At 58.5% G+C, this 24,248-nt stretch carries 22 protein-coding genes; 11 read left to right on the forward strand and 11 right to left on the reverse strand.

Features of this window, described 5'->3' with window-relative positions; all coding sequences use genetic code 11:
* Positions 1 to 10: 10 nt before the first annotated feature.
* Positions 11 to 901, reverse strand: a complete 891-nt coding sequence (locus PEL8287_RS16595; protein WP_085893560.1) for a TRAP transporter small permease subunit — start codon at positions 899 to 901, stop codon at positions 11 to 13.
* Positions 902 to 1,001: 100 nt separating this feature from the next.
* Positions 1,002 to 2,084 (reverse strand): TRAP transporter substrate-binding protein, encoded by a 1,083-nt coding sequence (locus tag PEL8287_RS16600; protein ID WP_085893561.1) that lies wholly within the window; start codon positions 2,082 to 2,084, stop codon positions 1,002 to 1,004.
* Between the two features lie 226 nt (positions 2,085 to 2,310).
* On the opposite strand from PEL8287_RS16600, the gene PEL8287_RS16605 reads away from it, so the two are divergent.
* The 3 genes from PEL8287_RS16605 (at position 2,311) to PEL8287_RS16615 (ending at position 5,708) form a co-directional block, all read left to right on the forward strand.
* Positions 2,311 to 3,573 (forward strand): SulP family inorganic anion transporter, encoded by a 1,263-nt coding sequence (locus PEL8287_RS16605; RefSeq protein ID WP_085893562.1) that lies wholly within the window; start codon positions 2,311 to 2,313, stop codon positions 3,571 to 3,573.
* Positions 3,574 to 3,636: 63 nt separating this feature from the next.
* On the forward strand, positions 3,637 to 5,064 hold the full coding sequence (locus PEL8287_RS16610) for a cache domain-containing protein (RefSeq protein ID WP_085893656.1): 1,428 nt from the start codon (positions 3,637 to 3,639) through the stop codon (positions 5,062 to 5,064).
* On the forward strand, positions 5,061 to 5,708 hold the full coding sequence (locus tag PEL8287_RS16615; protein WP_085893563.1) for a response regulator: 648 nt from the start codon (positions 5,061 to 5,063) through the stop codon (positions 5,706 to 5,708). Before PEL8287_RS16610 ends, PEL8287_RS16615 begins: the two co-directional genes overlap by 4 nt.
* On the opposite strand, the gene PEL8287_RS16620 is transcribed toward PEL8287_RS16615, so the two are convergent.
* Positions 5,705 to 5,914: a hypothetical protein gene (locus tag PEL8287_RS16620; protein WP_235862325.1), complete on the reverse strand. Its 210-nt coding sequence runs from the start codon at positions 5,912 to 5,914 to the stop codon at positions 5,705 to 5,707. The genes PEL8287_RS16615 and PEL8287_RS16620 overlap by 4 nt on opposite strands.
* A gap of 466 nt (positions 5,915 to 6,380) precedes the next feature.
* Here PEL8287_RS16620 and PEL8287_RS16625 point away from each other — a divergent pair, with 466 nt between their 5' ends.
* Together PEL8287_RS16625 and ilvN are read left to right on the forward strand one after the other, a co-directional pair.
* On the forward strand, positions 6,381 to 8,135 hold the full coding sequence (locus PEL8287_RS16625; protein WP_085893564.1) for an acetolactate synthase 3 large subunit: 1,755 nt from the start codon (positions 6,381 to 6,383) through the stop codon (positions 8,133 to 8,135).
* An 81-nt stretch (positions 8,136 to 8,216) separates the two neighbouring features.
* The gene (ilvN, locus tag PEL8287_RS16630; protein ID WP_085893565.1) at positions 8,217 to 8,777 is read left to right on the forward strand and encodes an acetolactate synthase small subunit; all 561 of its coding nucleotides are present in this window, start codon (positions 8,217 to 8,219) and stop codon (positions 8,775 to 8,777) included.
* Positions 8,778 to 8,785: 8 nt separating this feature from the next.
* Here ilvN and PEL8287_RS16635 read toward each other — a convergent pair whose 3' ends face one another.
* Positions 8,786 to 9,166 carry a hypothetical protein gene (locus tag PEL8287_RS16635; protein WP_085893566.1) on the reverse strand — a complete coding sequence of 127 codons (381 nt, stop codon included), beginning with the start codon at positions 9,164 to 9,166 and terminating at the stop codon, positions 8,786 to 8,788.
* A gap of 209 nt (positions 9,167 to 9,375) precedes the next feature.
* On the opposite strand from PEL8287_RS16635, the gene PEL8287_RS16640 reads away from it, so the two are divergent.
* From PEL8287_RS16640 to PEL8287_RS16650, 3 genes are all read left to right on the forward strand, one after another.
* Entirely contained in the window at positions 9,376 to 10,200 is an 825-nt protein-coding gene (locus PEL8287_RS16640; RefSeq protein ID WP_085893567.1) for a helix-turn-helix domain-containing protein, read from the forward strand.
* Between the two features lie 99 nt (positions 10,201 to 10,299).
* Entirely contained in the window at positions 10,300 to 11,460 is a 1,161-nt protein-coding gene (locus PEL8287_RS16645; RefSeq protein WP_085893568.1) for an aromatic ring-hydroxylating oxygenase subunit alpha, read from the forward strand.
* Positions 11,457 to 11,669: a hypothetical protein gene (locus PEL8287_RS16650; RefSeq protein WP_085893569.1), complete on the forward strand. Its 213-nt coding sequence runs from the start codon at positions 11,457 to 11,459 to the stop codon at positions 11,667 to 11,669. The genes PEL8287_RS16645 and PEL8287_RS16650 overlap by 4 nt, the downstream gene beginning before the upstream one ends.
* A gap of 16 nt (positions 11,670 to 11,685) precedes the next feature.
* On the opposite strand, the gene PEL8287_RS16655 is transcribed toward PEL8287_RS16650, so the two are convergent.
* Positions 11,686 to 12,306 (reverse strand): class I SAM-dependent methyltransferase, encoded by a 621-nt coding sequence (locus PEL8287_RS16655; protein ID WP_085893570.1) that lies wholly within the window; start codon positions 12,304 to 12,306, stop codon positions 11,686 to 11,688.
* Positions 12,307 to 12,394: 88 nt separating this feature from the next.
* Between PEL8287_RS16655 and PEL8287_RS16660 the strand changes: the two genes are divergently transcribed.
* Positions 12,395 to 13,309 carry a LysR family transcriptional regulator gene (locus tag PEL8287_RS16660; protein ID WP_176228677.1) on the forward strand — a complete coding sequence of 305 codons (915 nt, stop codon included), beginning with the start codon at positions 12,395 to 12,397 and terminating at the stop codon, positions 13,307 to 13,309.
* On the opposite strand, the gene PEL8287_RS16665 is transcribed toward PEL8287_RS16660, so the two are convergent.
* The 6 genes from PEL8287_RS16665 to PEL8287_RS16690 all read right to left on the reverse strand — a co-directional run bounded on the left by PEL8287_RS16665 (position 13,249) and on the right by PEL8287_RS16690 (position 21,979).
* Complete coding sequence (locus PEL8287_RS16665; protein ID WP_085893572.1) at positions 13,249 to 14,061, reverse strand: DUF2189 domain-containing protein; 813 nt, start codon at positions 14,059 to 14,061, stop codon at positions 13,249 to 13,251. The two genes, PEL8287_RS16660 and PEL8287_RS16665, sit on opposite strands and share 61 nt — an antisense overlap.
* A gap of 76 nt (positions 14,062 to 14,137) precedes the next feature.
* On the reverse strand, positions 14,138 to 15,532 hold the full coding sequence (locus PEL8287_RS16670; RefSeq protein ID WP_085893573.1) for an amidase: 1,395 nt from the start codon (positions 15,530 to 15,532) through the stop codon (positions 14,138 to 14,140).
* Between the two features lie 115 nt (positions 15,533 to 15,647).
* Positions 15,648 to 16,775 carry a peptide chain release factor 2 gene (gene prfB, locus PEL8287_RS16675; RefSeq protein ID WP_085893574.1) on the reverse strand — a complete coding sequence of 376 codons (1,128 nt, stop codon included), beginning with the start codon at positions 16,773 to 16,775 and terminating at the stop codon, positions 15,648 to 15,650.
* A 105-nt stretch (positions 16,776 to 16,880) separates the two neighbouring features.
* Positions 16,881 to 19,400: a penicillin-binding protein 1A gene (locus PEL8287_RS16680; protein ID WP_085893657.1), complete on the reverse strand. Its 2,520-nt coding sequence runs from the start codon at positions 19,398 to 19,400 to the stop codon at positions 16,881 to 16,883.
* 98 nt (positions 19,401 to 19,498) lie between these two features.
* Positions 19,499 to 20,716 (reverse strand): N-acetylmuramoyl-L-alanine amidase, encoded by a 1,218-nt coding sequence (locus PEL8287_RS16685; protein WP_176228680.1) that lies wholly within the window; start codon positions 20,714 to 20,716, stop codon positions 19,499 to 19,501.
* Positions 20,717 to 20,827: 111 nt separating this feature from the next.
* Positions 20,828 to 21,979 carry a pyridoxal phosphate-dependent aminotransferase gene (locus PEL8287_RS16690; protein ID WP_085893576.1) on the reverse strand — a complete coding sequence of 384 codons (1,152 nt, stop codon included), beginning with the start codon at positions 21,977 to 21,979 and terminating at the stop codon, positions 20,828 to 20,830.
* 177 nt (positions 21,980 to 22,156) lie between these two features.
* Here PEL8287_RS16690 and PEL8287_RS16695 point away from each other — a divergent pair, with 177 nt between their 5' ends.
* Both PEL8287_RS16695 and PEL8287_RS16700 read left to right on the forward strand, forming a co-directional pair.
* On the forward strand, positions 22,157 to 23,482 hold the full coding sequence (locus tag PEL8287_RS16695; RefSeq protein ID WP_085893577.1) for a M48 family metalloprotease: 1,326 nt from the start codon (positions 22,157 to 22,159) through the stop codon (positions 23,480 to 23,482).
* Positions 23,483 to 23,487: 5 nt separating this feature from the next.
* Complete coding sequence (locus PEL8287_RS16700; protein ID WP_370737928.1) at positions 23,488 to 24,246, forward strand: DsbA family protein; 759 nt, start codon at positions 23,488 to 23,490, stop codon at positions 24,244 to 24,246.
* Positions 24,247 to 24,248: the final 2 nt, after the last annotated feature.

Genomic DNA, 24,248 nt, shown 5'->3' on the forward strand with positions numbered 1-24,248 from the left:
CAAAGTCCCCTTAATGTGTGCCTTCATAGGCTTCTTCACCTTCGCCAAGGCTGTCCCTGTCGAGGTATTTGTTTTCACTTTCCGGGCCCTCTTTCCACTCAAGGTACGAGCGGTAGAAAAACGCCACGGCGTGCAGAAAGACCATTGCGGTGAAGGAAATCAGCAAGATCTTGAACAGGAAATAGCCGTTAAATCCATTCGGGCTGAACCCGATGGTTTCGACATTCCAGCGCACCGCGCGGGCCTTGAGGATCAGCCGCTCCAGCGTATCACTGGCCGACGGGTTCGGCGTGATCAGGTGACGCCACATGAAATACCAGCCGTACATCCAAGTCAGCACCGCCACCGGCATCATGAAGATCAGACTGCCGAACATGTCGATGACCCGCTTGGTGCGGAAACTGACGGCGGAATAGACCAGATCAACGCGGACATGACCGCCCTGCACAAAGGTGTAGGTTGCGCAAAGACAGACCACCAAGGCATTGTAAAGTTTAAGTTCTTCTGCATACCAGCTGATGTCGAACTGCAGCGGGATACCAAAGCCGAACACAATGTCCGGCCGTGCAAAAATGCGCTGGATAAAGACGATGATGATCTGTTGCAGAACCATCAAAAGGCCAACCCAGGCCACGGTGCGTCCGACCGTATTGGCAAAACCTTCAAGGACGCGCACGCAGCCCCACATGAATTCGTTTTTCCACAAGCCGATGGCGGTGAACACCAGAAAGGTAGTGAACACCACAAAGAAAAATTCAACCGAACCGCCATAATAGACAAAGCGCATGATCGAGGTCTTGTCGGACCAGTCCAGCCACAGCTGCGGATGGGTCAGCGCATATCCAAGATTATAGAAAGCCAGGCCGATATTCTGGAAAACCCAGACAATTGCGTCCAGCATCGTTCCCCCACGCCCATGTTAGCGGGCCTTTTAGCCCATCGCTTCGTTGAACTGGCCCCGGTCTGAACCGGGACCAGTTGTTGATCAGTGCAGGCCGGGGTTACCCCAGAACACGGTCACGCTGGGCGCGGTAGGCACCAACAGACGCGGTAAGCCAGCCGGACGAGGCTTTCATCGACGCCATGTAATCGTCGTAGATTTCCTTGAACAGGTCGTCGCCCATGAACTCGTCATAGACTTTCTGGCTGGCGGAGCCCATGGCATCCCAGACGGTGTCGGGGAATTCCAGCACGTTCACACCACCGGCTTTCAGACGCTCAAGCGCCGCACCGTTGTTCATCAGGTACTGGCTGAGGTTCCAGACGTTGGCGTGACCGGCCGAGATCTCGACAGCGGCCTGTTGTGCCGGCGTCAGGCTTTCAAAGACCTCACGGTTCGTTGCCAGGGTCAGACCCGCCGCAGGTTCGTGGAAACCGGCGGTGTAGTAGAACTTGGTGATTTCCTGGAAACCAGCCTTTTCATCCGCCCAGGGGCCGATCCACTCGGTGCCGTCAATCGCACCCGAGGCCAGCGCCTGATACACTTCGGCGCCAGGAATGTTCTGAACGCTTGCGCCCATATGCCCCAAGGCTTTGCCGCCCAGTCCGGGCATGCGGAATTTGAGACCGTTGAAATCTTCGGGGCCCTTGATCTCTTTGGCGAACCAGCCACCGGCCTGCGTACCGGTGTTGCCACCCAGGAACGACTTGAGGCCAAAGATTTCGCCCAGCTTGTCATGCATAGCCATGCCATTGCCATGGTAATACCAGTTGTTCAGCTCGGTCGCGGTCATACCGAAAGGCACGCCGGTAAAGAACGCGAAACCGGGGTGCTGGTTGACAAAGTAATAGTCAGCCCCGTGATACATGTCAGCCTGACCGGCGGTCACAGCGTCAAACACTTCGAACGCGCCCACAAGCTCGCCTGCGGCTTTGACTTCGACGGTCAGTTGGCCGTCAGAAATGGCATTGATGTTGTCTGCACATTTTTGCGCTGCGTCAAACACACCCGCCAGACCGCGGCCCCACGTGGTGACCATGGTCAGCGTACGTTTGCCCTGTGCATAAACCGGTGCCGCCAGCGTAGATGCCGCAGCGGCGGTGCCACCCAGAGCTGTATTTTTTAGAAAAGAACGACGATCCATATGGATTTTCCTCCCAGAATTAGTGAAGCGCACAGCACGTCAAAGCCACACGCGGATCGTTGCAAGTGATCATAGCCTAACGTGAGATTATGATGTTGGGAATACCGACTACTGCGTAGATCAACGCGAAAATACGCACAATCCGGGTCTAACCTCTCGATCAAATGTTCTTTTACCTTCTATATACGCTTGCAATTGGCGCATTCCCGTCGCTTTCTGCACAATCATGAAGCCCAAGTTACTTTCAACGCTGCCAACCTATACCTCTGCCCTTTTCAGGGCAGACCTGATTGCGGGTGTTACCGTTGCGATGGTGGCACTGCCACTCAGCCTTGCGATTGCAATCGCGTCTGGTGCCGACCCGGCGACCGGGCTGACCACGGCAGTGGTTGCAGGTTTCATCATCTCTTTGCTGGGCGGCAGCCGGGTGCAGATCGGCGGACCAACAGGCGCGTTCATTGTCGTTGTGTTCGGTGTCATTGCCGAATACGGCTATGATGGTCTGGTACTGGCCACGCTTATGGCAGGGGTGATTTTGCTGATTGCGGGTTATTTCAAATTCGGCAGTCTGGTGCGCCACATTCCCGAGGCGGTGATTGACGGTTTTACCATTGGTATAGCAATCATTATCGCCACCAGCCAGTTAAAGGACCTGTTTGGTCTTACAGCCGAGACCCTGCCTGCGGACTTTTTTGAAAAAATCACAGCTCTATGGGCTGCACGGGCCACGGTGAACCCTGCGGCACTTAGTGTGGGGCTGATAGCGATGATCCTGATCATCGCCCTGCGCCGGGCCGCGCCGCGCTATCCGGGACTGATCCTGGCACTAGCCATCTGCTCGGCTGCGGTGGCGTTCCTGTCATTGCCCGTGGACACACTCTATTCCCGGTTTGGCGCCCTGCCTGATTGCCTGCCCCTGCCCCGGATACCAACCATCAGCCCTGACCGCATAACCGAGCTTTTGCCCTCGGCCCTCGTGATCGCCTTTCTGGCCGGCGTCGAATCCCTGCTGTCAGCCACCGTAGCCGACCGGATGTCCGGAGGAAGGTACCGGCCCAATGCAGAGGTGCTGGCACAGGGCTTTGCCAATATAGGCTCGGCCCTGTTTGGCGGTTTGCCAGCGACCGGAGCGATTGCGCGCACGGCGACCAATGTGCAGGCCGGGGGCAAAACACCTGTGGCCGGGCTGGTGCATGCGATGACACTTTTGCTGGTGATGATGGTGGCAGCCCCGCTGGCGGGATATTTCGCCCTGCCCGCGCTCTCGGCACTGCTGATCCTGACCGCATGGAACATGAGCGAGCCGCATAAATGGCGCCAACATCTGGCAGCGCGCCGATCTGACAAGCTGCTTTTGCTGCTGACCATGGTGCTGACTGTCGTGGCCGACCTGACAGTGGCCATCGGCGTCGGTGTGGCCCTTGGGCTTGCGATCCGGCTACGGCGACGCAACGTCCCCGATGCCGACTGGACACCGCCCGAGCGCTGAGCCGCAAACATCGCAAATCACGAGATGCTGGGAATCGCCAGCGATTCGCCGTATCGCTTTGCCATGCAGAACTTGCGCGACCGTTTTCGTCTGAACTATGGCCAGAAACTGTTTCTGACGGCGACCCTGCCACTGATCCTGGCAGCGGTGGCAATTTCCGTGCTTGTCGCACTGCAATCCCGGCAACTGGCCGAACAGGAAATACGCACCCTGGAAACCCAATTGATTGATGCCAAACGTGCCGAACTGAAAAACTATCTGTCGATTGCGCGCACGGCCTTTATCAACATTTACGGCCGGGCTGCCCCCGATGACGAAGCTGCCATGCTGGAAGTTACGCAGATTCTATCGGGCATGCTCTATGGTCAGGATGGCTATTTCTTTGTCTACGACTATGACGGCAACAATCTTGTCAGCCCGCGCCGTACCGACCTGATCGGCCGCAACTGGACCGGCATGACCGATGCCCATGGCGAACCCATAACCAACGAACTTGTCCGGTTGGCACGTTCGGGTGGTGGCTATCACACCTATGAGTGGACCAAGCCCAGCACAGGCGAGTCGGCACAAATGGTCACCTATGTCATCGGCCTTCAGGACTGGCGGTGGGTCGTGGGAACGGGCGTCTTCATCGACGATGTGGTTGCCACTGTCGCTGCCGCGCGCGAAAAGGTCGAAACCCGGATTCAACGCACCTTTCTTTATATTGGCGCAATTACGCTTGCAGCGTTGTTGCTGGTCTTCACATCAGGCCTTTTCATCAACATACGCGAACGTCGGCTGGCCGATGCCAAGCTGAAAAAGCTGACCCAGCGGGTGTTTGACGCCCAGGAAGAAGAGCGCGGGCGCGTGGCGCGCGAATTGCACGACGGGATCAGCCAGATCCTTGTCGGCGTGCGCTATGCGCTGGACACCGCCAGACGGCGACTGGACGTGGGCGATAAACGCGCCAGCGAAACCTTGGATCGTGGCATTACCCATTTGTCAGGCGCCATTCAGGAGGTTCGCCGCATCAGCCGCGATCTGCGCCCCGGCGCGCTGGATGATCTGGGGCTTGGCCCAGCGCTGAAAGCCCTGGCCGAGGATTTCGGTAACCGCACCGGCATCAAAACCGATTTCAGCACCGTTGTGTTTCGCAACCGTCTGGATGATGAGGCCAAGATTGCACTGTACCGTGTGGCACAGGAAGCGCTGACAAATGTCGAACGCCACGCCGGTGCGAGCCAGGTTTCGATCGACGTGCGCGGCCACGCCAGGGGGGCGACGCTGCGGATCGCCGACAATGGTATCGGGCTGGATCACGAACAGGCCGACAAGGCCCCCGGCAGCGGGCTGGGCCTTCGCAACATGCAGGAACGCGTCGAGCAACTGGATGGCACGCTTAGGGTACTATCCAGCAAGACCGGCACGGTGATCACCGCCGAAGTGCCCCTGACCCACCTGCTGCCGCCTCAAGACAAGAATGACAACGACGCAAAGGCCAGCGCATGACAAAAACACCTGTTCGCATTGTGATCGTGGATGATCACCCGATGGTGGCCGAAGGCATCCAGTCGATCCTGGAAAGCTATGACGACGTCAAGGTGATCGCCAACCTCTCTGATGGGCAAAGCATCATTGATCAGGTCGCCGCACTGGACCCGGATGTGATCCTGCTGGATCTGAACATGCCGGGTATCGGCGGGCTGTCGACCACTGAAATCATTCTCGAACGCCGCCCCGATACGCGAATCCTGATCCTGTCAATGCATGACAGCCCGGAATATATCAGCTCGGCCCTCAGCCACGGGGCGGTGGGTTATGTGCTTAAAGATGTGCCCACGGATGAAATCAAGCGCGCCATTGACGCGGTTATGGCCGGGCAACGCTATCTGTGCACCGGCGCCAAAGGTTCGCTTGCCCCCTATGACCGGTCGGACCGGGAACAGCTGACCAACCGCGAACAGACCATCCTGCTGCAACTGGCGCAGGGCAAATCGAACAAAGAGGTCGGCCTGGCCCTGGATATCTCGGTGCGTACCGTGGAAACCCACCGCAAGAACATTAAACGCAAGCTGGGAATTTCCAGCACCGCGGGACTGACACGCTATGCCCTAGAGCATGGTGTGCTGCAGGGTACAGGCGTGCAGATTTAGGCGCGCCACTCGCGTCCGGTTGATCCTGCCGCAGTGGCCAGCGTGTTGCAATGCGCATCCGCACCCTCCAGCCCGCCCAGGTTTCCGCCATCGCCCACTCCGACGCTGGTCACGAAAAACCCCATCAGATGCTCCTGCGCCTGCGCTGCCGAAAGGCTTGTCACCAAAATCGCACTGGCCAATAATGTAATTTCGCATTTCAACATTCTGATCTCCTGTCCAATTCTTTGACCGCGACCGACCTGCACAAATCAGACCCAACCGTGGATATGTCCCTTTCTATTTTGACGGGCCGGGCTGACGTGCTTCCGGCGCTGAGCATACGAACCGGCAACAGTGACTCCAAAATCAATAATTCGCGACCCGCAACTGGCCCGAGGCCCGCGTTTCACCAGAAGATTCGCGAAATTCGGGTGATCTGCGCAACAAATGCAAAGATTTCACCCCATTTTGCGACATTTTATCGGCAGTACCGGGTTGACGCCCCTTTCCACCGCCCATAATGTCTCGCGCACGCAGCAAAGGAGTCGCGTTGGTGAAAACGCTAGTCGTACTTGTAGGCAAATGGCGCATGGGCCGGTAACGGACACCCTACAGGTACCCCATGCGCCCCCGAAAAATCGGGGGCTTTTTTATGTGTGTGAGAATTGATGTCATGAACGGAGCAAGCAGATGACACGTCAGATGACCGGAGCGAAAATGGTAGTCCAGGCCCTCAAGGATCAGGGCGTGGAAGTCGTATTCGGATACCCCGGCGGCGCTGTGCTGCCGATTTATGACGAGGTGTTCCAGCAAAACGACATCCGCCACATCCTTGTACGCCACGAACAGGGCGCGGTGCATGCCGCCGAAGGCTATGCGCGCTCGACCGGGAAACCCGGTGTTGTGCTTGTCACCTCGGGCCCCGGCGCCACCAATGCGGTAACCGGGCTGACCGATGCGCTGATGGACAGTATCCCGATTGTGGTCCTGACCGGTCAGGTGCCTACCTTCATGATCGGCAATGATGCCTTTCAGGAGGCCGACACCGTGGGCATCACCCGCCCCTGCACCAAACACAACTGGCTGGTCAGCGACACCAGCAAACTGTCCGAAACCCTGCACCAGGCGTTTCATGTTGCGACGACAGGCCGACCCGGGCCGGTTCTGGTCGATATCCCTAAGGACGTTCAGTTTGCCAGCGCAGACTACACCGCGCCGACAAAGGCCCGCACCAGCCACTACGCACCGCAGGTCAAAGGCGACATGGAGGCGATCACCGAACTGGTTGCAGCACTGGAAACCGCCAAACGACCGGTGTTCTACACAGGTGGCGGCGTGATCAATTCAGGCCCGGCCGCCAGCCAACTGCTGCGCGAACTGGTCGAGGCCACGGGCATCCCGATTACCAGCACGCTGATGGGGCTGGGCGCCTATCCCGCCAATGGTGAACGCTGGATCGGGATGCTGGGCATGCATGGCCTCTACGAGGCGAACATGGTGATGCACGATTGCGATCTGATGATCAACATCGGCGCACGGTTTGACGACCGGATCACCGGCCGCGTGGATGCGTTCAGCCCCAACTCGATCAAAGCGCACATTGATATCGACCCCAGTTCGATCAACAAGGTCATCAAGACCGATATCCCGATCATTGGTGACATTGCCCATGTGCTTGAGGATATTCTCAAGGTCTGGAAATCCCGCGGCCGCAAGGTAAACCGCGAGGCGATTGCCAAATGGTGGGCCAAGATTGAAGACTGGAAAAAGGTCGACTGTCTGGCCTTCAAGCAAAACGGCAAGGTCATCAAACCGCAATATGCCCTCAGCCGTCTTGAGGCGCTGACAAAGGATCATGATCGCTATATCTGCACTGAAGTGGGCCAGCATCAGATGTGGGCAGCTCAGTACCTTGGCTTTAACGATCCGCATCGCTGGATGACATCAGGCGGTCTGGGTACGATGGGCTACGGCTTTCCGGCGTCGATTGGTGTGCAGATGGCGCACCCCGACAGCCTGGTGATCAATGTCGCGGGCGAGGCCAGTTGGCTGATGAACATGCAGGAAATGGGCACGGCGATGCAATACCACCTGCCGGTCAAGCAGTTCATCCTGAACAACGAACGTCTGGGCATGGTTCGCCAATGGCAGGAGCTGTTGCACGGCGAGCGCTATTCCAGCAGTTGGTCCGAGGCGCTGCCGGATTTCGTGAAACTGGCCGAGGCGTTTGGCGCCAAGGGCATTATCTGCAAGGATCCCGATGATCTGGACGATGCGATCATGGAGATGCTGAATTACGACGGGCCGGTGATTTTCGATTGTCTGGTGGAAAAGCACGAAAACTGTTTCCCGATGATCCCGTCAGGCGAGCCGCATAACAAGATGTTGCTGGGCGAGGCCTCGACCAAGGATGCAATTGGATCAAAAGGGGCTGTGATGGTGTGACGCGCCGTTTTCTTTGAAAGAAAACGGACCGGAATTTTTTGAAAATTCCGGTGCCATACCGCCAGAAAAGGGAAAAATGATATGTCTGCTCTAAAAATCAAAAAAGGCTCGACCAAGCATTCGGCTTATAACCTGCGCCCCACATTCTCGGATGTGGTCGAGGCGCATACGCTGGCCGTGGTGGTGGAAAACGAGCCCGGCGTACTGGCGCGGGTCATCGGCCTGTTTTCCGGACGCGGTTACAACATCGACAGTCTGACCGTGGCCGAGATCGACCATGAAGGTCATCGCAGCCGGATCACCATTGTCACCACCGGCACGCCGCAGGTGATCGAACAGATCAAGGCCCAACTGGGCCGCATTGTGCCGGTGCATGAGGTGCACGACCTGACGGTTGAAGGTCCATCGGTCGAGCGCGAACTGGCGCTGCTGAAGGTTTGCGGCGAGGGCGACAAACGGGTCGAGGCGCTGCGGCTGGCGGATATTTTCCGCGCCAATGCGGTGGACAGCACCCTGGACAGTTTCGTATTCGAGCTGACCGGCGCGCCGGAAAAGATCGACGCCTTTGCCGAACTGATGCGCCCGCTGGGCCTGATTGAGATCGCCCGTACCGGTGTGGCCGCCCTTCTCCGTGGCCACTGATCCCCTGCTCAGAGGGCTTTATACTGTTTCGGACAGACCTTGGTCATGGCATTTTCGGTGACGGCGGCGAAAGGGACGATTTTATCCTCTTCGGGATAGTGGGCAGCATCTGCGGATGGGGCCACGGCTGAAACGGGGGCGGCACTGGCCTGTTTCAGGTGGCGGGCGAGTGTCGGGTATTCATCAGCAGCCACCAAACTCAGATTGCTGGCCAGTCGCATTTCCCCGTCTTCTTCGATATCAAATCGCACCAGATCGCCTGGATCACACCAGTTATCGAGAAATTCATCCTTCTGTTTGCTTTTATAAAAGGCCAGGTCACCGTGATCTTCGCACCAGATCACTGCGCGCTTGTTATTCTGGTCGCTCCATAGAATGACGCCGTACATTTGATCCCCAAGGTTTATTTTTTTGACAGAACGCGTTTCGTTGGTCCCGTCACATAACTACATGTTTATTATGGACTCTGGTTCATGAAATTTGTGTCAGACCGGCGCCAATGTGACGCCAACTAGCGTCATTTCCACTGTTCATTCCACGCAAACACCGATAGAACCCCTGCTATTCTGGGCTGTATTCTGCAATAAATGAGCGAATCTTGGGTAAGAAAACATTTGAACCGGGCGCAAGCCGCCATCGTGACCCGGTAGAATTGCGAAGTATCTTCGGCGAAAACCTACGCACGCTTAGCGCCGGGTACCCTTCGGTTGCAGCGCTGTGTCGCGAACTGGGAATAAACCGCACCCAGTTCAACCGATACCTTTCAGGCGAAAGCTTTCCCAGGCCGGATATCCTGCATCAGATATGCGCATTCTTCGGCGTCGACGCGCGCATCTTGCTTGAACCGGTTGATACTTTAGGCCCCACCTCTTTTGATCTGCTGACCCACCCCGTACTTGAAGGATATTTTGGCACAGAGCCCTCGGATGTGCCGGCGTCGATTTTCCCGAACGGTTTTTACCGCTTTGTCCGGCGCAGCTTTATCGACGACAGCCGTTTTGCCATCGGCCTTGTCTATGTATTGCGCGATGGCGGATATACTTTCCTGCGCGGGTATGAACCGCAGCAGGCGCTGCGCAAACAGGGCCTGTCGACGTCAAACCGGAACCGCGAGTTTCGCGGGCCTGTCATGCGGCAGGAAGAGGGCATCATTGCCATCGTCGCGCATCGGAATTCGATGTCGTGTTCGTTTAATTTTCTCACGCCCGAGACTTCCTTCCAGTCAAATATCTGGGAAGGCTATGCCACCCGTACGGTGCGCGAAAAGGTCACCGGACGACGCGCCACACGGATGGTTTATGAACACCTGGGCAACGACCGCGAAACCATCATGAAAACCGCACGCATGGCCGGGTTGGTCGACCTGGAGGATGTTCCGGAGTTCCATGCCCGCCTGCTCCGCCTGGACCAGGAATTCCGGTAATCGGTTCTTGTCGCCAAAAGACAACTCGCGTCGCCTATTGGCGGTTTCATTTCGTTGATTCCTGCTTTGGGTATCCGCACTGTCACCCAGGAGACGCAAATGACACAAACCGTCACAGACCTGTCCAATGTCCGCACCAGCGTTGAAAAGGCCAATGGCCTTCCGAACGCCCATTACATCGACCCCGGCGTGTTTCAGGAAGAAAAGCACGCGCTGCTTTATTCGCAGTGGGCCGGTCTGGCCGTCGCCGCCGATGTGCCCGAACCGGGAGATGCCAAACCGATCGAATTTCTGGGCATGCCGCTGCTGCTGCTGCGCGACAAGGATGGCGATGTGCGGGTATTCCAGAACATCTGCCGTCACCGCGGCATGATTCTGGTGGAAGAGCCGCGCAAGATCGAAGGTGCCATTCGCTGCCCCTATCATTCGTGGTGTTACTCGACCAAAGGCAAGCTGGTCAGCACGCCGCATGTGGGTGGCCCCGGCCACAACACCCACGAGGCGATCAAACGTGACGATCTGGGTCTCAATGAGGTACGCAGCCATATCTGGCGCGATGTTGTCTGGATCAACGTCTCGGGGGATGCCCCGGCGTTCGAGGATGTCCATGCCGACCTGATCAAACGCTGGGCCGATTTCGAGCAGCCGGTCTATCACGGCGGAGCGGACAGCAAGTTCACGCTTGAGGTCAACACCAACTGGAAACTCGCGGTCGAAAACTATTGCGAAAGCTATCACCTGCCCTGGGTCCATCCGGGCCTGAACAGCTATTCGCGTCTGGAAGATCATTACCATATCGAAAAGCCCGGCCAGTTTTCGGGTCAGGGCACCATGGTATATCGGCAGCTGACCAATGAAAACGGCGAGAAATTCCCCGATTTTTCCGAGGTAGGCAGCAAATGGAACGAGCAGGCCGAATATGTTGCGGTCTACCCCAACGTCCTGCTGGGGGTGCATCGTGATCATGCCTTTGCGATCATCCTCGAGGCCAAAAGCACCGAAAAAACGGTCGAGCATGTCCACCTTTATTATTCCATCCCTGACAGCGACGGCGGGTTGCGCCAGCGCAACAGCCAGCTGTGGAAAACCGTTTTCGAGGAAGACATCTTTGTTGTCGAAGGCATGCAAAAGGGCCGCCACGCCGATCAGTTTGACGGTGGCCGGTTCTCGCCGGTGATGGACAGCCCCACGCATTGCTTTCACGATTGGGTGGCAGGCAAGGTTGAAACCTACAGGGCACTGGCAAAGGCGGCCGAATGAAAGATCTTGATGCGCAAATGATTGCAGCGCATGAAGCACATGATCAGGAGGCGCTGATCCGGCTCTATACGCAGGCTGCGGATACAGCCAACGATCTGGACGCGTCCTGCTTTTTCCTGACACATGCCTACATTTTCGCGCTTGAGGCCGGTGTGCCTCAGGCGCGCGATTTGCATGCGCGCCTGAAAACGCACGGGCGCGAAGCTTAGATCGTATCAAGCCCCGTCAGATTTTACGCGCTACGATAAAGCGGCTGATCGGTTTGGCCGGATAATTCCCGGTTTCAACGATTTCGAACCCTTTTGAGCCAAGCGCGGCCTCCAGCTCCGGCACATCCATGAAGCGCACAAACGGTGCGCGTCCAAATTTCTGCATAACCCAGACCATCGCCTTGAAATGCAGCGCATTGCCCAGACAAACGGTTTTCGAAATGAACAGGCCGCCGGGCCGCAACAGGGTATGCACCCGGCTCAGCGACTGATCCAGATCCTCAATCAAATGCAACAGATTGAAGGCCAGAACAGTGTCATAGCTTTCCGGCAACAGGCGGGGGTCGTGAGTGGTGGCTTGCATAAATTCGATGTTCGAGGCACCCTGTGCCGCAGCTTTTTCCTTGCCGATTGCGATCATTCCGCCAGAAATATCCGTGGCCGTGATCTTACCTAGATCCGGCGCCAGAAGCAGCGCGGTCGAGCCCGACCCACAGCCCAGTTCCAGAACGTTATCTTGCGCCCCCAACCAGGCACGGGTGCGCGCCATGGTCTTTTCATAGGCAGTCATGTCCTTGATCGGGCGGGCGGCATATTTGACAGCAATCCTGTCCCAGAATGTAGCGTCGGCGGTCATGGTATATCTCCTTCGGATGGGCCTGCTCTAAACTGGTTGGAGCTACATTAAAATTGCATATTTTTATATTTCATTTATGCAATTATGCATGAATTGGAACGCCATCAGCTTTGACTGGAATCAGGTTCGCGCCTTTCTGGCGACGGTCGAGGAAGGTTCACTGTCCGCCGCCGCCCAGGCTTTGGGCCAGTCGCAACCCACGCTTGGCCGCCAGATCAGCGCGCTTGAAACTTCGCTGGGGGTTGTCCTGTTCGAACGGGTCGGCCGCGGGCTTGAAATCACGCCCTCGGGGTTGGAGCTGCTGGATCATGTCCGCGCCATGGGCGAGGCGGCAGGCCGGATATCTCTGGCCGCGTCCGGGCGCAGTCAGGTGATCGAGGGTCAGGTGCGCATCAGCGCCAGCGATGTCTGGGGGGCCCATATTCTTCCTCCGATTCTGCACCAACTGCGCGACACCGCCCCGGGGATTGAGGTTGAGGTCGTGGCCACCAGTGCCCTTAGTGATCTGCGCCGGCGCGAGGCCGATATCGCCATACGCCATGTCCGGCCTACCGAAGCCGAGCTGATCACGCGGCACGTGCGTGACAGCACTGCCGGTATTTACGCCAGCCCCCGCTGGATCGCGCGCCATGGCCGCCCAACCTGTGCCGATGATCTCAATGATGCCTGTTTTATAGGCTTTGGCACCGACGAGCGGCTGATCACCGGCTTGAACAGTATTGGGCTTTCACTGACCCGGCAGAACTTCAAACTGATCTCGGAAAGCGGCGTCGTCGCATGGGAAATGGTGCGTCATGGCCTTGGTATCGGCGTGATGATGGACGAAGTCGCACAGACCACCCCCGATGTCGAACGCATCCTGCCCGACCTGCCCCCTTTTGAGGTGCCCATCTGGCTGACCACCCACCGCGAACTGCACACCAGCCGCCGCATCCGGCTGGTCTATGATCTGCTGGCCTCGGCGCTGTCGGGGTCTTTGCCAGCCTCGCAGATCAGCCGGTAAAGGTGCCATGTGGCGTGGCCAAACAGGGGCAGCGTGATGAACAGGCCCAGAAACCCCGGCACCATCGCAACAAAGGTCATCGCGGCAATAAACGCCCCCCAGGCCAGCATCGGCACCGGGTTATGGGCCACCACCTGAAAACTTGTGATCATTGCTGTCACGAAATCGACCTCGCGGTCCAGCAATAGCGGCAGGGCGATGACGGTAATCATGTAAAGCAGCAGCGCAAACAGCCCCCCCACAACGGTGCCGACGGCCAGCATGCTCAACCCTTCTGCAGTGAAATAAACATCAAATGAGGTCGATATATTGGTCATCGTTGACAGGCCAAGAAACAGTGCAAAGATCATATGCGCCAGAAAGAACCAGAACAGAAAAACCATGATGATAATCACGCAGATCGACGGTAGCTGCCGCCGCCGTTGATGTGCGATGACGCCAAAAATATCCGGATTGTCCAGCGGCAGACCCTGATCCAGTCGGTGGCTGACCTCATATAGCCCCACCGCTGCAAACGGGCCGAACAGCGGAAAGCCGACTGCCGCAAAGATCAGCCAGTAACTTTGCCCCGTCGCCCATGTAATTGCGGCCATGGCCAGCCCCAGCAGCACATAGACCCCGGCAAAAATCACTGCATAGCGGGGGGCCCGGCGCATGTCAGACCATCCCCGGCGCAGCGCCTCGGACAGCATGGCAAAGCTGACCGTCCCCATGGGGGGCACACCCTGTTCCTTGATCTGGCTCGCTGGCATACGTGGCTTCTCCATTATTGAAAGGTCAGGTTAGCCAACCCGCGTCCGCTCTCAAACATGTAACTTCGGTTCAACTTTACCCTGGCGGTCTGTTCTGCGGCCACTCGGTGGCCAGATGATAAGCCTGGGCCAGCTCCAGCAGCCCAATGTCATCGCCGCGCCGCCCGATCAACTGCATTCCCATCGGCAGACCCTGCGCGCCAAAACCCGCGGGCACCGCCACCGCAGGCAGGCCAATCAGGCTGGCGGGGATGACCACCTCCATCCAGCGGTGATAGGTATCCATCTTCTGGCCTGCGATCTCGGTCGGATAACTCCGGTCCACAGGAAAGGGCCAGACCTGCGCCGTCGGCAACACCAATGCATCATAGCGATCAAAAAGCTGCGCCGCACAGCCGAACCAGTCGGACCGCAACACACTGGCGCGGTGCACGTCCATTGCCGACAGGGCCTGGCCCCGTTCAGCCTCCCATACCGCTTCGGGCTTCAGCCGTCCGCTGTCCAGTAACGGCGCCAGGGATGCACCAACACTCCAGCTACGCAACGTGATCCAGCTGTCCCACAACGCTTCGCTCGAAAAGGGGGGCGCAATTGCATCCACAACGCAGCCCAGCCCCTCAAATACCTGAAACGCGTCTTCCACCAACGGCAGGATACCTGCCTCATACGAGCAGGCCTTGCCCCAATCTCCCAGCCAGCCAATGCGTTTGCCTTTCACCTCGTCGCTGAGCGGACTAAAGCTTTCAGGTGGCATGCCATGCGGCTGGCGTGGGTCGGGGCCGGACATGACATCCAACAACAAAGCAAGATCGCTGGGGCAACGCGCCATCGGTCCATTTGTCGACAGCTGATGCAGAAACGTATCGCCCTCGGGTTCTGCCGGAACGCGGCCCCAGCTGGGGCGCAAACCGTAAACATTGTTCCAGCCCGCCGGGTTGCGCAGGCTGCCCATCATGTCGGATCCGTCTGCGATCGAAAGCATGCCGGTCGCCAGCGCCACGGCCGCGCCGCCGGACGATCCGCCACAAGACAGCTTTGGATCGTACGGGTTGCCGGTTACTCCATGCACCGGGTTGTAGGTATGACTGCCCAGGCCAAATTCGGGGGTATTGGTTTTACCAATGATAATAGCCCCGGCTTTGCGCAGCCGCGCCACATGCAGGTCATCTCTGGCGGCGATCTGACCAGCAAACAGGGGCGAGCCTTGCGAGGTTGGCAAACCGGCCGCGTCGGCCAGATCCTTGATCGCAATGGGCAAGCCATGCAACGGGCCCGAAGCCTGCGCATCATCTGCCGCCCGCGCCTCGGCCAGCAACGCGTCGCCGTCCCGCAGGGACACAATTGCATTGAGCGGTCCGTTCACCGCCGCAACCCGTTCAAGCGTCGCACGCATCAGGTCTTGTGCGCTCAGACGCCCTGCCGCAATCAATGCGGCTTGCGCCCCCGCCGCCATGTTCAGAATATCATCCATGACCTCAGGCTAAAGCGACAGCCAACAGAAACAAAGCCCTGTTTCTTCTTGCCAAAAATATCCTGGGACGCGTTGAAATTTACCTGCATTTCAACCTGGGGGGCAACACCCCCTGCTATTCCTCGCCCTGCGCCTCGGCACGGCTCTTACCGCTCACGTTCATCGCCAGCGTCGCCGCCATGAACGGATCCAGATCGCCGTCCAGTACCCCCTTGGTATCGCTGGTTTCATGATTTGTCCGCAGGTCCTTGACCATCTGGTAAGGCTGCAGCACGTAGGACCGGATTTGGTTACCCCAGCCTGCGTCCCCCTTGCTTTCATGCGCCTCGTTGATCGCCTCGTTCCGGCGGTCCAACTCCATCTGGTAAAGCCGCGATTTCAGCGCCTTCATGGCGATATCCCGGTTCTGGTGCTGTGATTTTTCCGAGGAAGTCACCACAATTCCCGTCGGGTGGTGGGTGATCCGCACCGCTGAATCGGTTGTGTTCACATGCTGCCCGCCTGCGCCGGAACTGCGATAGGTGTCGATACGGATATCAGCGGGGTTCACCTCGATTTCGATATCGTCATCGACCACCGGATAGACCCAGACCGAACAAAACGAGGTGTGCCGTTTCGCAGCTGAATCAAACGGCGAAATCCGCACCAGACGGTGCACTCCGCTCTCGGATTTCAGCCAGCCATAGGCATTGTGACCACTGATCTTGTAGGCCGCTGATTTGATCCCGGCCTCGTCGCCTGGCTGTTCGGACTGCAACTCAACCGTATAGCCATGCTTTTCCGCCCATCGTACATACATCCGTGCCAGCATGTTGGCCCAGTCACAGCTTTCGGTGCCGCCCGCACCCGCATTGATCTCAAGGAAGGTGTCATTGGCATCCGCCTCGCCATTCAGCAGCGCTTCCAGCTCTTTGGCGGCGGCGCGTTTGGCCAGCTTTTTCAAATTGGCTTCGGCCTCGGCGACAATCTCGGCATCGTCCTCGATCTCGCCCATTTCAATCAGTTCCACACTGTCGCTCAGTTCTTGCTGAATGCCATTATGGGTGTCCATTGAATCCACAAGGCTCTGACGATCGCGCATCAGTTTCTGAGCCTTGGCCGGGTCGTCCCACAGATTGGGGTCTTCGACCCGGGCGTTGAATTCTTCCAGCCTGTGCGCGGCCGTGTCCCAACCCATGCGCTGGCGCAACAGCTCCAGCGATTTCTCGATTTCGGATACCAGATTCTGGGTCTCTGCGCGCATTTTCGGTTTCCTTGGCTGCTCAGATGGGGGTGATAGCGCAGCGCGCCGGGGCGGGCAAGATCACTTGCACCCTGCAGGTTGGCTGCCCGCCTTCACCGCCGTGGCTTAATACAACCCGCCCGAACTCAAGGAGCCAAAGCTGGCCTTGCCGCCAACCTTTGCCTTTTCCCCGGTCGAGGTTGTCACTTCGCGAACGGAATCGCTGCCGCCCACGCTGAAAAGCTCAAGGTCATTACCCATGGCAAAGCCGCCGTCGAACATGATGCCAAAGATCGGCTCTTCGCCGTCGCGGAAATATTCAGCGACCACGTAATCACCCTGCGCCTCGTCGGACAGTCTGGCGCCGGTGAAACGGTCAATTTTGATAAAATGCCCGCCGGGTGGTATTTTGAACGGTCCACCGCCGTACTTCCCAATCGCCTTTTCCATAAACTGCTGGAACACCGGCCCGCACAGGGAAGCGCCGTAAGCCCCCCGACCCAACCCGCGCGGCTGGTCATAGCCGATATAACAGCCTGCCACGATATTGCTGGTAAAGCCGATGAACCACACATCACGGGCATCATTGGTTGTCCCTGTCTTGCCCGCCACCGGCACCGGCAGCTTTACATAGCCCGAGGCGGTGCCGCGATCGACAACCCCCTTCATCATCGAGGTGAGCTGATACGCGGTAACCGCATCCATCACCTGTTCGCGGTTCGACACGATCCTCGGGCCTTGTGATTGCGGAATGGCGGGATCATTGCAATTTGTGCATTTTCGCTGATCGTGGCGGTAAACTGTCTTGCCATAGCGATCCTGCACCCTGTCCACCAGCGTCGGCTCAACCCTTTCGCCGCCATTGGCAAACATCGCATAGGCCGCCACCATCTTGTAAAGCGTGGTTTCTTCCGAACCCAGAGAATTGGCCAGAAACGGCCCCATACTGTCGTATACGCCAAAACGTTCGGCATAGTCGGCGACCACTTCCATGCCCACCTCTTGTGCCAGCCGGATCGTCATCAGGTTCCGCGACTGTTCAATCCCGGTGCGCAGGGGCGTCGGTCCATAGAACTTGTTCGACGAATTGCGCGGCCGCCACAGCCCCTGTGGTGTGTCGATCTCGATCGGAGCGTCAATCACGATCGTGGCCGGTGAATAGCCACTATCCAGAGCAGCGGCATACACGAAGGGCTTGAAGCTGGATCCCGGCTGCCGCATGGCCTGCGTCGACCGGTTGAACACCGAATTTTGATAGGAAAACCCACCCTGCATCGACAAAACCCGGCCGGTGTTGACATCCATCGCGACAAATCCGCCCTGCACCTCGGGCACTTGGCGAAGCGTCCAGCGGATAAACCCGCCGTCATCGTCAGTCATCCGGCGCACGTGCACGACATCGCCCAGCTTGAAGGTTTTGGCGAAATCGCCAGGCAGCCAGGCAATATCCTTGCGCGGCACCACATGCGGCTCGGCCTCGGTTTCCTCGACCCCGTCAATGCCGATGCGCATCTGCTGGTCACCCAGTTCCAGCACCACCGCCGGATACCACTTACCATTCAGGTCAATGTCGCGGGCCACATCCAGCGCGGCCAGCACTTCTTGCCAGTCCTGCCGGTTGCCCAGCACCTCGGCAGGCAGGGTCTTGCCCGTCCCGCGCCAACGCCCCTGATTGCGGTCATATTGCTCAAGCTGGCGTTGCAGCGCATTGGCCGCCTCGATCTGCAGTTCCGGGTCAATCGTCGCGCGTACGCTCAGCCCGCCGGTAAAAAATTCACCCTCGCCGAAATCCTGGCTCAGCTGGCGGCGAATTTCGTCTGTAAAATAATCTCTTGGTGGCAGCGATTTTCCAAAGGGCTCGAAATCACCGTTCTGAACGCTGCGCAACGGCTGGGCTACTTCTGTCTCATAGTCGGCAGGGGTGATGTAGCCATTTTCCTTCATTTCCTTCAGCACAAAGTTCCTGCGGGTCAGCAAGCGCTTTTTTTCGCGCACCGGATGATAATCACTGGGCGCCTTCGGCATCGAAGCCAACATTGCTGCCTCATGAGCGGCCAGATCGCGCAGGGGTTTGTTGAAATAGGTCTGCGCGGCGGCGGCCACACCATAGCTGTTCTGGCCCAGGAAAATTTCGTTCATATAAAGCTCAAGGATTTTTTCCTTGCTCAACGTCTCCTCGATCCGGGTGGCCAGGATGATTTCCTTGATCTTGCGGGCGATCTTGCGGTCACCGGACAGCAGGAAGTTCTTCATAACCTGCTGGGTGATGGTCGAAGCCCCGCGCACATCGCGCCCTCGGGTGCGAACAGCCTCAACCACCGCAGCTGCGATGCCCCGCGCATCATAGCCGTGATGGGTGTAGAAATTTTTGTCTTCGGCCGAAATAAACGCCTGCTTTACCAAATCGGGAATATCCTCGGCCGGGGTGAACAACCGCCGCTCGCGCGAAAATTCATCGATGATCCGCCCCTCGCCGGAATAGATCCGGCTGATCGTCGGCGGCGTATAGTTGGCCAGCGATTCGTGGCTGGGTAAATCTTTGCCATAAATGTGAAAGATCGCGCCAATACTCAGCGCAATCAACATGATGGCCAAGGTCACCAAGCTGAAAATCGTACCAAAGAAGGTTAGTATAGCTCTGAGCACACCTGCCCCCACATCATCACAGGTCTTTCATATAGGCATCCCGCGTCCGCAGGTCAAAACCCAAAAGCCCAGATTCTGCGCCACATTCCGCGCAAAGTTCAGTGCCGCACCAGATCCGCCGACGCTGCATCCGAGAGGCGCCAGGCACTCAGACCGTCGCGAATAGCCGACGCCATCCGCGCGCGCCAAGCCGGATCGCGCAGCTGCTGCAGATCCCGTTCGCTCGACAAAAAACCCAGCTCCAGCAGCACAGAAGGGATATCGGGGGATTTCAGCACCGAAAATCCGGCATGGCGCAGCGGGTGGGAATGCAGTTTCAGCTTTTGGGCCTGCAATGCCGCCAGCAGTTCCCCGGCCACCTTTTCCGCGCGGGGCTGGGTTTCCATCCGGGCCAGATCCATCAGCACGTCGGCCACCACGTCATCTTTACCACTCAGGTCGACTCCGGCCAGCATATCGGCGCGGTTGTGACGTTCGGCCAACGCGGCACTGGCCGCGTCCGACGCGCTTTCAGAAAGCGTATAAACCGCGGCCCCCTGCGCGAGCCCCTCGCTCAAAGCGTCTGCATGCAATGACACGAACACGTCTGCCCCCGCCCTGTGCGCCAGCGCCACGCGCCGCTCCAGCGAGACAAAGCTGTCGTCGCTGCGCGTCAGCACGACCTCAAAGCCACCCGCACGGACCAGCACCTCTTTCAGTTCCAGCGCAAACATCAGCATCAGATCTTTTTCGGTGGCCCCGCCCTGTTCAGCACCGGGGTCGATGCCGCCATGGCCCGGATCCAGAACCACCACCAGCGGGTCTTCACCACGCTGGCGCGGGCGTTTCAACTGCGATGAACTCCCCTCCGGCAGGTCCCAGCCGGGCAGGTTCGGCGCCCCGGCACGCGCTGTAAATTCGGCGTCCGAGCCTTTGTGCAAAATCACTTCAAGATCGGCTGCCCCCGTTGCGCCCTCCAGATCCAGCGCGGTGGTCTTCAGCAGATAGGCCCCGTCCAGATCAACCACCATGCGCGACCATCCGGCGCGGAAGGTTCCCATGCGCAGGCCAGTTACCGCCATGCTCTGATCCAGAGCCTCCGGGTCGGCGCCCTGCCAGTTCACTTCGCGAAAATCCAGCACCAGACGTCTTGGCGCGTCCAGCGTATATACCCGGTAAGGCACGCCCTGACTTAGCCGCAGCCTGATCTGCACGCCGCCCCGTGTGTCAGTGATGGCACTTTGGGCCGCATCCAGCCGTGCCAGGCCGCTGAAATCCTGCGCCGGGGCCATCAAAGCCCACCCGCACAGCATCAGCGCCAGAAATATCCTGATCATACTGCTCATCCGCCGTTCATCCGGTCTTATTCACGCCAGTTTACACCAGAGCCGGCAACAATGCACCAGCACCAGCTTTCATTTTTCCCGAAATACTCAACTTCTGCGGCCTCACCGCGCGCGCCGCTCTGCCATGAACCGCTCCAGTCGCCTCAGGCCTTCTTCGATATCGGCGGTCGCCCGGGCATAAGAAAACCGGATTGTACCATGACCCCGGACCGGATCAAAATCCAGCCCCGGGGTCACCGCGACGCCGGCCTTCTCCAGTATTTCCGCGGCGAAGGCGCGGCTGTCATCGGTCAGGTGACGAACATCGGCATAAACATAAAATGCGCCGTCCGGAGGGGCGATGCGGTCAAAGCCCGCGCGCGGCAAGCCGTCCAGCATCAGCGCGCGGTTGGTGCGGTAAACGGCCATGTTGGCCTGCAGTTCGGCGTCGCAGTCCATCGCTGCCAGTGCGGCGACCTGGGACACATGAGGCGGGCAGATAAACAGGTTCTGTGCCAGCCGCTCGATCACCCGCACATGATCTTCGGGCACCACCATCCAACCGATGCGCCAGCCCGTCATGCTGAAATATTTTGAAAAGGAATTGATCACATAACAGTCGTCGGTGATCTCAAGTGCACTGATCGCTTTGGCCTCATATTCGATACCGTGGTAGATTTCGTCGCTTATAAAACTGGCCCCCTGCCCGGCTGAGGCCTCGATCAATGCGCCCATGGCGTTGCGGTCCAGCATCGTACCGGTGGGATTCGCCGGGCTGGCCACCATCAAACCGGCCAGATCCAGCCCCTCCAGATCGGCCGCCACCGGTTGCAGGCGGTTTTCCGCTGCTGTTTCAATGTCCACCGGCACCAGATCCAGCGCGCGCAAAATCTGCCGGTAGCTGGGATAGCCAGGCGCGCCAATCCCGACCCTGTCGCCGGTGTCAAACAGCGCCGTAAAGGCCAGTATGAACGCCCCCGACGAACCCGGTGTGACCACCACCCGTTCCGGCGACAGATCAATATCGTACCATTCCCCGTACAAACGCGCGATCCGCGCGCGCAGGGCGGGCAGGCCCAGGGCCACAGTATACCCCATGGCGTCTGCGTCCATTGCCGACGCCAGTGCATCTCGGGCCCCCTGCGGGGCTGGCGTGCCCGGCTGCCCCACTTCCATATGGATGATGTGGCGGCCTTCAGCTTCGGCCTGACGCGCAGCCTCCATCACATCCATCACGATAAAGGGATCAACCTGGCTTCGGCTTGAGTTCCGCATATGTTTATTCCTAGACTAGGATCCAGACAGCCCGCGTTTCACCAAGGCGTTTCGGGTCTAAGTTGAGAAACGACTTAAAATCGAAACGCCCGAAACATTCAAATGGTATGCGTGTTTCGCTATATTGTGCAATCATGGCAATCTGCCGAAACGCCTCAGGAAAGTCGACTGCCGTCAATGCATCTTCTCCGACTCTTCGCTTTTGTTGCCCTTCTGGCTGCGACCCTCACCACCCCGGCGCGGGCACTTTCGCTGCTGCGGGATCCGGATATCGAATATGCGCTCAATCAACTGGCCGCCCCGGTGTTGAAAGCGGCCGGGCTTAGCCCCAGCCGGGTAGATATCCTTGTGATCGACGATCGCAGACTGAACGCCTTTGTTGTCGATCAAAACAGCATCTTCATCCACTCCGGCCTGCTGCTGAAGATGAAAACAGCCGCGATGCTTCAGGCCGTATTTGCCCATGAAGCCGCTCACATCGCCAACGGCCATCTGGTGCGCCGCCCAATTGCCGCCCGCAACGCCCGTACCGCCGCAGGCCTTGGGGCTGCCCTCGGAGCGGCGGCTGCCATCGCTGCAGGCGGCGGCAAAGCCGCACCTGCAATCGCCCTGGGCGCCCAATCTACGGCGCAACGCCTGTTCTTCGTCCATACCCGCGCCGAAGAAAGTGCAGCAGACCAAAGCGGTCTGCGCTTCATGGCCCGCGCCGGGATTGATCCGCAAGGGGCCGTCGAGGTGATGGATATTTTTCGCGGTCAGGAGGCGCTTTCCGCATCGCGGCAAGACCCCTATGCGCGCACCCACCCTCTGTCTGCCGACCGCTACAGGGTCGTGAACCGGCTGGCTGCGGGCTATGCCGGGAACGCCCGCAAAGACCCGCAGGCCGACTATTGGTTTGCGCGCGCCAAAAGCAAACTTTCCGCCTTTCAGCGCTCGCCGAAATGGACCCTTACCCGTGCCGGTGAATATGGCTATGCGGATGTGAAACTCATGCGTCAGGCCGTTGCCTATCACCGTCAGTCAAATCTCAAACGCGCGTTGGGTGCCATCGACAAGGCCATCGCAACCCGCCCGAAAGACCCCTATCTTCATGAATTGCGCGGCCAGATCCTGATCGAAAGCCGACAATTCAAGGCCGCTGTCGCCGCCTATGGCCGCGCCGCCAGTCTGGCACCGAAAAACGCGCTGATTCTGGGCGCTTATGGTCGTGCGCTTCTGGCTGACGGACAGGTTTCCAAGGCCCAGCAGTTTCTGGAAAAATCCCGGTCCCGCGATGGCCGCGACGACCGGGTCGTGCGCGATCTGGCTGCCGCGTATGCCCGGCAGGGCAACAAGGGGATGGCCGCCGTACTGACAGCGGAACGCTATGCCATTCGCGGTCAGCTGGCGGATGCCGGTATCCATGCCCAACGCGCCACCGACCTGCTGCCGCGCGGTTCCGCCGCTTGGCAGCGGGCTCAGGATGTGCTTTCTGCTGCACAAGCTGCCAAAAAGAAAAAATAACGGAGATGTTCCAGATGATACGCCCCTTTCTGCCCGCGCTGGCCATGGCTTTTTCCTTTGCCCTGCCCGCCCAGGCGCTTGATCTAAGCCAGATGTCCGACGCCGAGCGTGACAGCTTTCGCGCCGAAATCCGCGCCTATCTGCTGGAAAACCCCCAGGTGATCATGGAGGCCGTGGCCGTTTTGGAAAAGCGCCAGGAAGAGGAACAGGCACAATCCGATCTGGATCTGATCAAGGTGAACGCCGACAGCCTGTTCTATGACGGACACAGCTGGGTCGGCGGCAACCCCGAGGGCGACATCACCCTGGTGGAATTCATGGACTACCGCTGTGGCTATTGCCGCCGGGCCTTTGACGAGGTGAATGAACTGCTGAAAACTGATGGCAATATCCGCTTCATCGTCAAGGAATTTCCCATCCTGGGCAAAGAATCCGTCGTCGCGTCGCGCTTTGCCATCGCCACTCAACAGGTCGCCGGGGCCGAGGCCTATAAATCGGTACATGACGCGCTGATGACTTTCAATGGCACGATCAACGACACCTCACTGGGTCGTCTGGCCGATACGCTGGGCCTGGATGCCAACAAGATCACAGCCCATATGGACAGTGACGAAGTCAGCGCCGTGATCGCCGCCAACCACGCCCTTGGTCAGCGCCTGTCGATCAGTGGCACACCCTCCTTCGTGATGCAGGACCGGATGTTGCGCGGCTACCTGCCGCTTGATGCGATGCAGCAGATCGCCGAGGAAATCCGCACGCAATAAAC

The organism is Roseovarius litorisediminis, from assembly GCF_900172295.1.
GTDB classification, from domain to species: domain Bacteria; phylum Pseudomonadota; class Alphaproteobacteria; order Rhodobacterales; family Rhodobacteraceae; genus Roseovarius; species Roseovarius litorisediminis.